This window comes from Streptomyces sp. CC53 (genome assembly GCF_001865245.1).
In the GTDB taxonomy this organism is placed as follows: Bacteria; Actinomycetota; Actinomycetes; order Streptomycetales; family Streptomycetaceae; genus Streptomyces.
The window spans coordinates 6,849-19,971 of record NZ_MKXB01000145.1 but is presented as its reverse complement, the minus strand read 5'-3'; the positions used below and the strand labels follow the sequence as shown (position 1 = coordinate 19,971).

Below are 13,123 nucleotides of genomic sequence, written 5' to 3'. Positions count from 1 at the left end.
CCGCCGCGACCGCCCGGCCGCTGGCGCGGCGGTTCCCGCTGCGGGTCTGCGTCCGCTGCTCCACCGCCAGGTGCAGTCGGTGACCGCGGCTGCCCGGCCACTGCCCGGGTACGGCGTGCTCAGCGGGCTCCAGCGGTACGGCCTGGACTGCGTGTTCTGCGGTGTGCAGCTCACGCCGGGGGGCGGGGTGTCGCTGGGCTGGCTGCGCCACCGGCCGTCGCCCGGCGTCCGGGTCGTGTGGGCGCCCCGGGCCTGCCGCGGCTGCCTCGCGGAGGAGTCGCCGTGACCGTGCGCAGCGTCATCCGGGAGGCCGAGTGGGTCATCGGCGCCGACCGCTCCGAAGGCGCCCCGCCCTCCCCGATCCGGGAGACCGAGTGCACCACGTGCCAGGAGCGCTCGGCCGCCAGCTGTGAGCAGCCGGGCCCCGACCTGTGGGCGATCCGCCACGCCGCCCGCACCCGGCACACCGGGTTCCGGGAGGTCGTGACCGCCTTCCCCCGCGTCACCCCCGCACCCGGCAACCCCCTGTACGGACGCGGCGAGCGGGGCCGGGCCGCGTCGTCCGGCCCGGCCCCGCTCGCCGTCCCTCAGGCGGAGGCGTCGCCGGTGCCGGGCCAGGAGGCGAGGACCTCCCGGTAGAAGCGGGCCGGCGGGACCTCCCGCGGGGCCGGGCCCGCGTGGAAGAACCCGGCGTTGTCGGCGCGCAGCTTGCGGAGGTAGTCGAACGCCTTGTGGTCCTCCTCGCCGAAGGCGACGAACTGCCAGAACACCGGTCGGCCGGTCGCCGCGGCGTCCGCGAGGGCCTGGGTGGCGGCCGTCCGGGACTCGGGTGCGCCGTCCGTCTGGAACAGCACAAGCGCGGGGCGGTCCGGGCCGGCCTTCTCGTGGTGCGCGAGCACCTCGGCGATCGCCTGGTCGTAGTAGGTGCGGCCCATGCGGCCGAGGCCGTCGTGGATCTCCTCGATCCGCCCGGCGACGGCGTCCAGGGTGACCTCGCCCGTGCCGTCGACCTCGGTGGAGAAGAAGACGACGGGCACGGTCGCGGTCTCGTCGAGGTGCGCGGCGAGCGCGAGGGCCCGCTCGGCGAGGTGCTGGGCGCTGCCGTCCTTGTAGTACGGCCGCATGGAGGCCGAGCGGTCGAGGACCAGGTACACGGTGGCCCGCGCCCCGGTGAGGCCGCGCCTGCGCAGGGCGGCGCCGGCCGCCTTGTACGCCTCGGTGACGTGGTCCCGCACCGGGCCCTCCGCCACCCGCGACCTGACGCGCGCGGCGCTGACGGCGGGCTTGCCGCCCGTGGCGGGCTGGGCGGCCTCCTGCTGCGGAGCCGCCTCGGACTCCGGCAGGGCGGACGGGGCCGGCTGCGCGGCCCCCTGCTGCGGGGCAGGCTCCGGGGCTTCCTGCGCGGCCTTCGCGGGGGCGGTGTCCGGCTGCGCCGCAGGCTTCTCGGGAAGGTCCCGCGCCGCGGGCTTCTCGGGAAGGTCCCGCGCCGCGGGCTCCTCGGGAAGGTCCCGCGCCGCGGGCTCCTGCGGGGTCTCCGCGGGAGCCGCCTCCGGCCGGGCGACGGGCTCCTCCGTGGAGGGCGCCTCGGCGGAGGGCTCCTCGCCCGAGGGCTCGGCGGTGGTCGCGGACGCCGGTGCGGTGGCCCCGGCGGGGGTGGGCGCCGTGGTGGCCTCCGCCCCCGGCTCCTGCGCCGCGGTGGTCGCGTCCGCCCCGGTCGCCGTGTCCGGCCTGGTGGTCGCGTCCGTTCCGGTCGCCGCGACAGGTGCGGTCGCCGTGCCCGTCACGGGTGCATCGGTCTCCTGCCGGGCGGTGGCCTCTTCCGGGGCGGGCTCCTTGGCGGAGGGCTCCTGGGCGGCGTCCGCAGGCGCCTCGGTGGTCCCGGGCGTCTCCGCGGGCTTGGCCGCCTCGCGTGCTTCGGGTGCTTCGGCCGCATCACGGGCCTCAGGGGCCTCGGCTGCGGCGGGTGCCTCCGCCGGTGCGGTGGTGTCCGCTGCCACGGCGTCGGCGGATGCCCCGTCCCGTGCGGGTGCCTCGGCGCCGGCCTCCCGCGCGGCGGGCTCGGCCTCGGCCTCGTCGGGCTCTTGGGCCGGGGCCTCCGCCCCGCGGGCCGGGGGCACGGTCGTCCGGCGGGGCCTCGACTGGTCGAAGGACGCCGCGACGAGGTCGGCCGCGGTCTGCCCGGGGACCGGTTCGCCCGCGGAGGGCGACGAGGACGGCGGCGGCACGGACGCGGACTCCGTGCGCTCGGCCAGAGAGGGGCCCGACGGCACCGGCACCGTGGCCGCCGCTTCAGTCGAGCGGTCCGCCGGGACGTCCGTGCGTTCCGCCTGGGGCGGGACGGAGGGGGTGGCGGCCGAGTCGTCACGCTCCGCGCGGTCGCGTCCGAACACCTTGCGCAGCAAGCTCCGAATGCCCATGGGCCATGGCCTTTCGCATATCTGGGTGCCGTATATGTCCGTACTGCTGGGAATTCACGAGAAATCTTCCCTGGCCGGATCGGACACGTAAGGTTAGCCGCCCCGAGCGGAAGGGGAATGGGTCCGTCATTTATGTCAAGAGCGCCTCCCCGCGCCCCCGACTCCCCGCTGGACGCGCCAGATTCATATGACGTTCATTCAGCGGCCGTCGATCTGCACGGCGGCGCGCCTAACGTCCGGCCGGAAGGTATTCCGACACGATGTCGGCGCGGGGCGCGCCGAAGGAGGACCACGTGCGCAAGCTGCTGCCGCTGTTCACCACCCACCCGCACGCGGGCGGTCGTTCCGCCCTCACCTGCCGCTACCGCTGCGGTGACGCGTGCTTCCAGGACGTGCCGAACACCAGCGACAACGAATACGTCGGCGACGTCATAGCCGGCGCCCTTTCCCGCCGCTCCATGATGCGTGCGGCCGCCGCCGTCACCGTGACGGCCGCGGCGGGCGCCGCCGTCGTCGCCCCCGCCCCGGAGGCGCACGCCGCCCCCGCCGCCGGCTGGGGCCCGGGCGGCAGGCACGGCAGGGGCGACGGCGCCCGCGGTCTGCGCTTCGCGCCCGTCGCGCCCAACACCGCGGACCGGGTCACCGTGCCGGCCGGCTACACGCAGAACGTGGTCATCCGCTGGGGCGACCCCGTCCTGCGCGGCGCCCCGGCGTTCGACTCGGAGAAGCAGACCGCCAAGGCGCAGGCCCTGCAGTTCGGCTACAACAACGACTTCCTGTCGCTGCTGCCGCTGCGCCGCGAGTACGGCCGGCAGGTCCTCGTCGCGAACCACGAGTACAGCGACGAGACCCTCATGTTCCGCGGCTACGACCCGGAGAACCCGACCCGTGAGCAGGTCGAGATCGGCTGGGCGGCCCACGGCATGTCCGTCGTCGTCGTGCAGGAGGAGCGCCGCAGCGGCAAGCTGACGCCCGTCACCCGGCACTGGCTGAACCGCCGCCTCACCGCCACCAGCGTCTTCGAGCTCACCGGTCCGGCGGCAGGCAGCGACCTGCTGAAGACGTCCGCCGACCCGACCGGCCGCAAGGTGCTCGGCACCCTCAACAACTGCGCCGGCGGCACCACCCCGTGGGGCACGGTCCTGTCCGGCGAGGAGAACTTCAACCAGTACTTCGCCCACGGCTCCTCCGCCACCGACAAGCGCTACGGCATCGGCTCCGGCGCCACCGGGCGCAAGTGGGAGCGGTTCGACAAGCGGTTCGACGTGGCCCAGGAGCCGAACGAGCCGCACCGCTTCGGCTGGGTCGTCGAACTCGACCCGTACGACCCGCACTCCACGCCCCGCAAGCGCACCGCGCTCGGCCGCTTCAAGCACGAGGCGGCGCAGCCCCGCCTCACCGCCGACGGCCGCCCGGTCGTCTACATGGGCGACGACGAGCGGTTCGACTACCTGTACAAGTTCGTCTCCAGCAAGCGCATGAAGAAGGGCGACTCGCGGGCCGCCCGGGCCCACAACCTCACCCTGCTCGACGAGGGCACCCTCTACGTCGCCAAGCTCACCGGGGACTCCCCGGCCGCCGAGATCGACGGCTCCGGCAAGCTGCCGAACGACGGCGAGTTCGACGGCTCCGGCGTGTGGATCCCGCTCGCCACCGGCGACGTCTCGCACGTGCCGGGCATGACCGCCGAGGAGGTGTACGTCTTCACCCGGCTGGCCGGTGACAAGGTCGGCGCCACGAAGATGGACCGCCCCGAGGACGTCGAGCCGTCGCCCCGCTCGGGCCGCGTGTACGTCGCGCTCACCAACAACAAGAACCGCGGCAAGGACGGCTACGCGCCGGCGGACGAGGCCAACCCCCGCAACCAGAACAAGCACGGCCACGTGCTGGAGCTGGCCGAGCACTGGGACGACCCGTCGTCCGACGGCTTCGCCTGGCGGCTGTTCCTCGTCGCCGGCGACCCGGAGGACCCGGCGACGTACTTCGCGGGCTACCCGAAGGACAAGGTGTCGCCGATCTCCTGCCCCGACAACGTCGCCTTCGACCCGCACGGCAACCTGTGGCTGTCCACCGACGGCAACGCGCTGGGCTCCCACGACGGCCTGTTCGGCGTGGCCACGCACGGCGAGCGGCGCGGTGAGCTGAAGCAGTTCCTCACCGTGCCCGTCGGCGCCGAGACCTGCGGCCCGGTCATCCAGGACCGCCGCGTCCTCGTCGCCGTGCAGCACCCGGGCGAGGTGGACGGCGCCAGCGTCGAGAACCCGAAGTCGGCGTGGCCCGACGGTCCGGGCCGCATCGTCCGCCCGTCCGTCGTTGCCGTGTACCGCAAGGACGGCCGGAACATCGGCGTCTGAGGCACCCCCGGCACCCCCGGCGCCCCGGCGTCACGGACATCCCGGACGTCCCGTACGTCCCCGGCGTCCCGGGCCGCGCACAGCGGCCGGGGACGCCGGGGCGCCCCGGCGGTGCCCTTGGTCTCACGAGGTGGCGCGGGCCTGTGCGCGCCACCTCGTGAACTGCTCCGCGGCGTCGCCCGTGTACGACCAGGGGACGCGGGTCGCCCGCGTCCCCAGCAGGCCGAACACGCCGCCCGCCACGTCCGGCAGGTTCGCGTGGCAGGCGGCGTGGGCCAGGTAGTTGAGGGGCTCCACCTCCTCCGGGCGGACCGGGCCCGGCGGCCTGCCACCCAGCCAGCGGTCCGCGGTGCGGCGCACCTCCGTCACCGCCAGTTCGTGCTTCCAGTGCTGGTCGAAGCCGCGCACGGACGCCGGGCCGCGGCCGGTGCCGAGCACCCCGTCCCGTACGTACCGGTACTCCTCCACCCGCGCGACCTGCACCAGCACCGGCAGCGGTGAGCCGGGCGGCGCCGCGCCCGCCGCGTCCCGCGCGAAGTCGTACATCGACCCGTGCGTGCCGTGCCACCGCGCCGACCAGTAGCGCAGCATCTGCACGTGCCCCTCCGCGTTGTGCGGGTCGCGCCGCCGCAGCTCGTCCCACCAGCGGCGCAGCTCCGCCCGCCCCACCCCGCCGTCGTACAGCCGGGCCACCGTCAGCAGCGACACCCACGGCATCGGGTCGGCGGGCCGGGCGTCCGCCGCCGTCAGGCAGGCGAGGACGGTGGAGTCCAGCCGCTGCCGGTCCAGCGCGGTGCCCCGCCCCGCCGAGATGGCCGCGTCGAAGACCCGGACGACCTCAGTGGCGGCCCGCAGCACGGCCGCGTCGGGGTTCGCGGGCTCGGCCGCCCGCCACGCCTCCACGACGGAGCAGCCCGCCGCGGCGTGGGCGAGCAGCCGCACGCGGTGGGTGCGCAGCGGCCAGTGGTCGCCGGAGGCGGCCAGCAGGTCACGCAGGCCCTGCCAACGCCCGATAACGATGTCGTGCCGCACGTCCGTGAGGGCGGCGTCCCCGCAGTCCCGGTCGAAGTCCGGGACGAAGCGCTCGTCCCGCCGCCCCGGGCGGCCGTGCCGACCCGGTTTGCGGGCCCGCCCGACGAGCCTGCCCGGCAGGCCGGCCCTGCTGCCGCCCCCGGCGCCCTCCGGGCCGCCGTCGCCGCCCGTCCCGCCGTGCCCGGCGCGATGGCGTGCCGCCATTCCCTCTCCCCCCGTCGCGTGGTCGCTCGCGTGGTCAAAGGCCGGTGCGTGGTCGCGCCCCGGTGCCCGCCCCGGTGGGCCGTTGCCGCCCGCCGTCCGCGGTCTGCCGTCTGTTGGCCGGCGTCCGCTGTCCGCGGTCTGCCGCTCGCCGTCCGCCGTTCGCTGTCTGTCGTCTGTTGGCCGTCGTCCGTTGGCCGGCGTTCGCCGTGCCAGTCCGCCGTCTGCCGTCTGCCGTCCGCGGGCTGTCGTCCGTCGGCCGGCCTCTGCTGCGTGCCGGTCCGGGGGCCGGCGGCCCGCCCGGGGGTGCCGGCCGTCCCGGTCAGGTGCCGTGCCGGGGGCAGAAGACCGGACGTGCCGTCAGAAATCGGTGGCCAGCGGTCCGGTGTCGTCCGGCCCGTGCCGCCGCTGCCGCGGTGTGCCGTGCTCCCACGGCCGCCCCTCCGTCTCCGCCAGTGCCCGCACCGCGTCCAGCTTCGCCGGACGGTAGTACGAACTGCCCCGCCGCCAGTACCACGTCATCGGAACGAGACCTAGGGCCAGCCCGCCCAGCCCGATCGCGACCGACGTGCCCGGCAGCTCCGCCAGCGACGCGAAGAAGATCCACAACATGAAGGCGGCACCGGTCAGCGGCCACACCCCGCCCAACAGGAACTCCCGCACCGACTTCAGGAGCAGCCGCCGGTACGCCACGACGGCGGCCACCCCGGCCAGCCCGTAGTAGAAGGCGATCTGCAGGCCGATCGCGCTGACCGCGCCCTCCAGGATGTCCCCGACCGAGCCCAGCGCGGTCGCGGCCACGAACAGCGCCAGCGCCACCGCGCCGACCGCGCAGACGGCCACCCACGGGGTGTTCCACCTCCGGTGCACGGCCCCGAGTGCGGCCGGCACCGTCCGGTCCCGGCCCATCGCGAACAGCGACCGGGTCACCTGGAGCAGGGTCGTCTCCAGCGTCGCCACCGTCGACAGCACCACCGCCACGACCAGCAGCCTCCCGCCGCCGCCCGGCCAGACGGCGTCACCCAGCAGCACCAGTGTGCCCACCCCGTCCGAGGCCGCGGCCGCCTCGCTGCCCAGGACCACGTTCACGGTGACCGCGTACGCCTCGAACAGCAGGAAGACCATCGCCACTCCCAGAAGCGCCGCCCACCCGGGAGTGCGGCGGCTGTTCCGGGTCTCCTCGCTGAGGTTCCCCGTGACGTCCCAGCCCCAGTAGCAGAAGGCGGCGACGAGCGCGCCCGACGCGAAGCCCGACGGCCCGTCGAAGTGCCCCAGCCCGAACCACGACCAGTCGAACGCGGCCGCCGCGCCCTGGTGCACCACCGCGCCCAGCACGAACGCCAGCAGGATCAGCAACTCGACGCCGGTCACCAGCCGTTGGGCCCGCGCGCTGAGCCGGACGCCGCCCAGCACGACCAGCAGCACCAGCAGGAACCAGCCCGCGCCCACCAGGGCGGCGAGCGCGGTGCGATCGGCCAGCGCCGGGTCGTACAGCGCGAGTGTCAGGGCGCCCGCGGGCAGCGCCCCCGCCACCATGAACAGCGTCGCCGACACCACCAGCGCCCACCCCGACAGGAACCCCAGGCACGGGTGGAGGGTGCGCCCCACCCACGAGTAGGCGGCGCCCGCGTTCACGTCGACCCGGCCCAGCCTGCCGTACGCCACGACGATCCCCAGCATGGGCAGGGCGCAGTACAGCAGCGCGGCCGGTGCGGCGAGTCCCACGGTGCCCAGGAGGACGGCGGTGGTGGCGGCCAGGGAGTAGGCGGGTGCGGTGCCGGCGACCGCCATCACGGTCGTGTCGAAGGGGCCGAGAACATCGGGTCGGAGCCCTCTTCCGGAGAAGTTGCGCATGCCGAACGTCCTTGACTGGCAGGGGGGATGGCGCTGTGCTGATCGGTCCGTGCGCATCGTAGTGGCGGCTGCGGAAGCACTGGCTCCGGGGACCTCGGCGATGCGGCGCTGCGCCGGTCGAGTTGCCGGGTGCGGCGCGCGGGTGTGCCCTGGGATCAGTACGGGGGACGCCGTGGGAAGGAGCTCCGTCATGGGCGCACACGCGGCACCAGCGCGGCACCGCCGTGCGAGGCGCCTCACCGAGGGCCGCAACACCCTGCGGTGGGCGCTGCCCGCCACCCTGGGGTTCTTCTACGGCCTCTACGCCGGGTTCCTGCACCGCGGCGCCGGCCCCACGGACTGGGGAGACGTCGCGTACGGCCTGGTCAGTGGGCTGGTCTTCGGCGTGCTGTGCTTCGTGCTCGGCCTGTACCAGCGGGCGCTGCCGCGCGAGCTGCGGGGAGCCGCGTACGGGGTGCTGGCCGGCGTGGGGATCGGGTGGCTGTTCAACCTGTCCGGCGGCAGCGTGCTGGCCAGCTCCGGACTCGGCCTCGGCGTGGGCGCGGCCGTGGGGCTGGCGGCGTTCTACCTGTTCTACACGCACGAGTAGCGCGGGTCCCGGCCCTCGCTTGCGCCGCGCGGGCCGGGACCGCCGGGGACACCGGCCGGCCCGCCCGTGCCCGGCCCGTGCCCGCGCCCGTACGAGCCGCGCACCGGGCGGTCCGCCCACGGGGCGCGTCGCGGCGGCCCGGGGTCCTCGCGGGCCCGGCCCGTACGGGCCCGGCACGGTTTCCGCCCGGCCCGCGCCCGGGCGGAAAGCGGTGGCGCTGCCTCCGCTCCGGTCGCAGACTGAGGACCATGGCCGGTTTCGCTGTCGAGACCAGCGGTCTCGTGAAGGTCTTCGGTTCCACCAGGGCGCTGGACGGGGTCGACCTGAGGGTGCCGACCGGCACCGTCTACGGGGTGCTCGGCCCGAACGGCGCCGGCAAGACGACCGCCGTGAAGGTCCTCGCCACGCTGCTGCGGCCGGACGGCGGCGAGGCCCGCGTCTTCGACCACGACGTGGTCCGGGACGCCGACGCGGTGCGCGGCCGGGTCAGCCTCACCGGCCAGTACGCGTCCGTGGACGAGGACCTGACCGGCACCGAGAACCTCGTGCTGCTCGCCCGGCTGCTGGGCCACTCCCGGCCCGCCGCCCGCGACCGGGCCGCCCAGCTGCTGGAGGCGTTCGGGCTGTCCGATGCGGCGGGCCGCCAGGTGAAGCACTACTCGGGCGGCATGCGGCGCCGCATCGACATCGCGGCGTCCATCGTCAACACCCCCGACCTGCTGTTCCTCGACGAGCCGACGACCGGGCTCGACCCGCGCTCCCGCAATCAGGTGTGGGACATCGTGCGGACCGTCGTCGGCCAGGGCACCACCGTGCTCCTCACCACCCAGTACCTGGACGAGGCCGACCAGCTCGCCTCCAGGATCGCCGTCATCGACCACGGCCGGGTCATCGCGGAGGGCACCAAGGGCGAGCTGAAGGCGTCCGTGGGCGCGGGCTCCGTCCACGTGCGGCTCCGCCACGCCGAGCAGCGCCCCGAAGCCGAGCGGACCCTGGCGGCGGCCCTCGGGGCGACCGTGCAGCGCGACCCCGACCCGGTCGCCCTCACCGCCACCGTCGACGGGCACCGCACCGAGCTGGGCGCCGCTGAGCAGGCCGCGCGGGCGCTGGCGGCCCTGGCGGGGGAGGGCATCACCGTGGACACCTTCGCCCTGGGCCAGCCCAGCCTGGACGAGGTGTTCCTCGCGCTCACCGGCAAGGAAGCCGAGCCGCGGAAGGACGACGCACCATGACCACCACCGGCGAGCGGACCTTCGCCGCCCCCCGTGCCGACGACCTCGCCGACCTCCTCGTGCAGGGGGCCGGCCGCAGGCCGCCGCGCCCCTCGGCGCTGTCCGCGTCCCTCACCTTCGGCTGGCGGGCCATGCTGAAGATCAAGCACGTGCCGGAGCAGCTCTTCGACGTGACCGCGTTCCCGATCATGATGGTGCTGCTGTACACGTACCTGTTCGGGGGCGCGCTGGCCGGGTCGGTCGCGGACTACATCCAGTTCCTGCTGCCCGGCATCCTCGCGATGAGCGTCGTGATGATCACGATGTACACCGGGGTCGCCGTCAACACCGACATCCAGAAGGGCGTCTTCGACCGGTTCCGCACCCTGCCCGTGTGGCGACCGGCACCCATGGTCGGCTACCTCCTCGGCGACGTCGTCCGCTACCTCATCGCCTCAGCCGTGATGCTGTCGGTGGGCCTGCTGATCGGCTACCGGCCGCAGGGCGGCCCGTCCGGGGTGCTGGCCGGGGTGGCGCTGCTGATGGTGTTCTCCTTCGCCTTCTCGTGGGTGTGGACGATGTTCGGACTGCTGCTGCGCAGCGAGAAGTCCGTGATGGGCGTCAGCATGATGGTGATCTTCCCGCTGACGTTCCTCAGCAACGTGTTCGTCGACCCGAGCACCATGCCCGGCTGGCTCCAGGCGTTCGTCCACAACAACCCGGTGACCCACCTGGCGGCGGCCGTGCGGGAGCTGATGGCGGGCGGCTGGCCCGGCGTGGACATCGCGTGGACGCTGGGCTGGTCGGCGCTGCTCGTCGCGGTCTTCGGCGCGGTGACGATGCGGCTGTACAACCGCAGGTGACGACGGGCGGCCGCACGCGGCCCCGAGGCCGCCCCGTCCCGCCGCCGCCGTGCGCCCCGCTCGTGGCCGGGTGTGCGGCCCGGTCCTCCGGCGGGTGGTGCTCCGCCCCGGGCGGGTGGTCCGACGGGCGGGGCGGCGGCCGGGTGCGGTCCGTGCGTGGTCCTGTGGCTGGCGCGCGTCCTGTTCCGTCGTGGCGGGGGACGGGTCGGCCCGTGTCCCGCGCCTCCGCCCAGGCGCCGCCGGGTGCCGCGGCGGCGCAGGGGCCGCCCCGGGCCGGGGCTCCTGCGACCGGCCGGTAGTGTTCCGGGGCGTGAGCAGCCCGGAGAGCCCCGCACCCCCCGTCACCGTCGTCGGCGTGGGCGCCGACGGCTGGCACGGGCTGCCCGAGGCGTCCCGTGCCGCCCTGCGCGCCGCGGAGGTCGTCGTCGGCGGGGGCGCCCGCCAGCTCGCGCTGCTGCCCGAGGACGAGGTCCGCGCCGAGCGCGTCGCCTGGCCCTCCCCCCTGAGGCCCGCCGTCCCCCGGGTGCTCGCCGCCCACGCCGGCCGCCGGATCGCCGTGCTGGCCAGCGGCGACCCCATGTTCCACGGTGTGGGCCGTGCCCTCGCCGACACCGTCGGCGCCGAGCGGCTGCGGGTCCTGCCGCACCCCTCGTCCGTGTCGTACGCCTGCGCGCGGCTCGGCTGGCCGCTGGAGGACACCGAGACGGTGTCCCTCGTCGGACGGGACCCCGACACGCTGACGGCCGCGCTCCACGACGGCCGCAGGCTGCTGGTGCTGAGCGCGGACGCCGCGACCCCCGCCCGCGTGGCGGCCCTGCTGCGCGAGCGCGGCTACGGCCCGAGCGCCCTGCGGGTGCTGGAGCAGCTCGGCCACCCCACCCGGGAGCGGCTGACGCCCGCCGCCCCCGCCGACGGGTGGGACGCGCCGCCCGGCGACCCCCTGAACATCGTCGCCGTCGAGTGCCGCCGCGCCCCGGACGCGCCCCGCCTCGGAGCCGTACCGGGCCTGCCCGACGACGCGTACGAGCACGACGGTCAGCTCACCAAGCGGTACGTGCGGGCCGCGACGCTGGCCGCGCTCGCCCCCGCGCCCGGCGAACTGCTGTGGGACGTCGGCGGCGGCTCCGGTTCCGTCGGCATCGAATGGATGCGGACGCACCGCCGCTGCCGGGCGATCAGCGTGGAACGCGACCCGGTGCGGGCCGGCAGGATCGAGCGGAACGCCGCCGCGCTGGGCGTGCCGGGCCTGCGCGTGGTCCGGGCCGCAGCTCCCGACGGCCTCGCGGGGCTGCCCGTGCCGGACGCGGTGTTCATCGGCGGCGGACTCACCGCGCCCGGCCTGCTGGACGCCTGCTGGGACGCCCTCCCGGCCGGCGGCCGGCTGGTCGCGAACACCGTGACGCTGGAGTCGGAGGCGCTGCTGGCCGACCGCTACCGGCGGCACGGCGGCGAACTCGTGCGCCTCGCGGTCTCCCACGCCGTCCCCGTCGGGGGCTTCACCGGCTGGCGGCAGGCGATGCCGGTCACCCAGTGGTCCGTGACGAAGTGACGCGGCGGCGGGGGCGCGCCGCGGCGTGGCACGGTGACGGCGCGGCCGCGGCGGGACGGCGGGCAGCGGGGTGCGGCGCCCGTGAGGTGCGGTCGCGCGTGGGGTCCCCGGCACCGGTGGTGCGGGAGACGCACGGACACCGACGCGCAAAGACCCCGGGACGGACTGACGCAGTGACGGAAGCAGCAGTGACGAAGGCAGGAGAGCAGCAGGCATGACGGTGTACTTCATCGGCGCGGGCCCGGGCGCCGCCGACCTCATCACCGTGCGGGGCGCCCGCACGCTCGCCTCCTGCCGGGTGTGCCTGTACGCCGGCTCGCTGGTGCCGCGGGAACTGCTGGCCGAATGCCCGCCGGACGCCCGGCTCGTCGACACCGCGCAGATGGACCTGGACGCGATCGTCGCCGAACTGGTCCGCGCCCACGAGGCCGGACACGACGTGGCGCGGCTGCACTCCGGCGACCCGTCGGTGTTCAGCGCCGTGGCCGAGCAGATGCGCCGCCTCGACGCCGCCGGGGTGCCGTACGAGGTGGTGCCCGGCGTGCCCGCGTTCGCGGCGGCCGCCGCCGCGCTGAAGCGGGAGCTGACCGTGCCGACCGTCGGCCAGACCGTCATCCTGACCCGCATCGCCCAGCAGGCCACGCCCATGCCGGAGGGCGAGGACCTCGCGACCCTGGGCCGCAGCGGCGCCCTGCTGGTGCTGCACCTGGCGGCCCGGTACGCGGACCGCGTCGTCGCGGAACTCGTCCCGCACTACGGCGAGGACTGCCCGGCCGCCGTCGTGGCCATGGCCAGCCGGCCCGACGAGGTGGTGCTGCGCGGCACGCTCGCCGACATCGCCGGGCAGACCAGGGCGGCGGGCATCACCAGGACCGCGGTCATCATCGTCGGCCGGACCCTGGCGGCCACCCAGTTCCGCGACAGCCACCTGTACTCCCCGGAGCGCGAACGCCACGTCTGCTGAGCCCCGCGGCGCGGCCGTCCGACGGCCGGCCCCGGCCGGTCGGCGCCGCCCGCGCCGCGGCCCGCCCGGCGAGGTGCGCGGGCCCCGCC

Annotated in this window: 11 protein-coding genes; 8 read left to right on the top strand and 3 right to left on the bottom strand. The window is 75.7% G+C overall.

Annotation, left to right across the window (positions count from 1 at the left end; all coding sequences use genetic code 11):
• On the top strand, positions 1 to 286 hold a 286-nt coding region (locus tag BJP40_RS34915), incomplete at its 5' end, for a hypothetical protein (RefSeq protein WP_218153209.1).
• Positions 283 to 639: a hypothetical protein gene (locus BJP40_RS34910; protein ID WP_151898239.1), complete on the top strand. Its 357-nt coding sequence runs from the start codon at positions 283 to 285 to the stop codon at positions 637 to 639. The genes BJP40_RS34915 and BJP40_RS34910, both read left to right, overlap by 4 nt.
• Here BJP40_RS34910 and BJP40_RS15160 read toward each other — a convergent pair.
• The gene (locus BJP40_RS15160) at positions 588 to 2,417 is read right to left on the bottom strand and encodes a VWA domain-containing protein (protein WP_071280814.1); all 1,830 of its coding nucleotides are present in this window, start codon (positions 2,415 to 2,417) and stop codon (positions 588 to 590) included. The genes BJP40_RS34910 and BJP40_RS15160 overlap by 52 nt on opposite strands.
• A gap of 293 nt (positions 2,418 to 2,710) precedes the next feature.
• Between BJP40_RS15160 and BJP40_RS15155 the strand changes: the two genes are divergently transcribed.
• Positions 2,711 to 4,771 carry a PhoX family phosphatase gene (locus BJP40_RS15155; protein WP_071280872.1) on the top strand — a complete coding sequence of 687 codons (2,061 nt, stop codon included), beginning with the start codon at positions 2,711 to 2,713 and terminating at the stop codon, positions 4,769 to 4,771.
• Positions 4,772 to 4,894: 123 nt separating this feature from the next.
• Here the strand turns inward: BJP40_RS15155 and BJP40_RS15150 are convergent, their stop codons facing one another.
• Both BJP40_RS15150 and BJP40_RS15145 read right to left on the bottom strand, forming a co-directional pair.
• The gene (locus BJP40_RS15150) at positions 4,895 to 6,007 is read right to left on the bottom strand and encodes a hypothetical protein (RefSeq protein ID WP_071280813.1); all 1,113 of its coding nucleotides are present in this window, start codon (positions 6,005 to 6,007) and stop codon (positions 4,895 to 4,897) included.
• Between the two features lie 357 nt (positions 6,008 to 6,364).
• Positions 6,365 to 7,858 carry an APC family permease gene (locus tag BJP40_RS15145; protein ID WP_071280812.1) on the bottom strand — a complete coding sequence of 498 codons (1,494 nt, stop codon included), beginning with the start codon at positions 7,856 to 7,858 and terminating at the stop codon, positions 6,365 to 6,367.
• Positions 7,859 to 8,048: 190 nt separating this feature from the next.
• On the opposite strand from BJP40_RS15145, the gene BJP40_RS15140 reads away from it, so the two are divergent.
• The 5 genes from BJP40_RS15140 to cobM all read left to right on the top strand — a co-directional run bounded on the left by BJP40_RS15140 (position 8,049) and on the right by cobM (position 13,034).
• On the top strand, positions 8,049 to 8,447 hold the full coding sequence (locus BJP40_RS15140; RefSeq protein WP_071280811.1) for a hypothetical protein: 399 nt from the start codon (positions 8,049 to 8,051) through the stop codon (positions 8,445 to 8,447).
• A 248-nt stretch (positions 8,448 to 8,695) separates the two neighbouring features.
• Positions 8,696 to 9,679 carry an ATP-binding cassette domain-containing protein gene (locus BJP40_RS15135; protein ID WP_071271939.1) on the top strand — a complete coding sequence of 328 codons (984 nt, stop codon included), beginning with the start codon at positions 8,696 to 8,698 and terminating at the stop codon, positions 9,677 to 9,679.
• The gene (locus BJP40_RS15130) at positions 9,676 to 10,521 is read left to right on the top strand and encodes an ABC transporter permease (RefSeq protein WP_071271937.1); all 846 of its coding nucleotides are present in this window, start codon (positions 9,676 to 9,678) and stop codon (positions 10,519 to 10,521) included. Before BJP40_RS15135 ends, BJP40_RS15130 begins: the two co-directional genes overlap by 4 nt.
• A 310-nt stretch (positions 10,522 to 10,831) precedes the next feature.
• On the top strand, positions 10,832 to 12,070 hold the full coding sequence (gene cbiE / locus BJP40_RS15125) for a precorrin-6y C5,15-methyltransferase (decarboxylating) subunit CbiE (RefSeq protein WP_071280871.1): 1,239 nt from the start codon (positions 10,832 to 10,834) through the stop codon (positions 12,068 to 12,070).
• Between the two features lie 214 nt (positions 12,071 to 12,284).
• Positions 12,285 to 13,034: a precorrin-4 C(11)-methyltransferase gene (gene cobM / locus BJP40_RS15120; protein WP_071280810.1), complete on the top strand. Its 750-nt coding sequence runs from the start codon at positions 12,285 to 12,287 to the stop codon at positions 13,032 to 13,034.
• Positions 13,035 to 13,123: the final 89 nt, after the last annotated feature.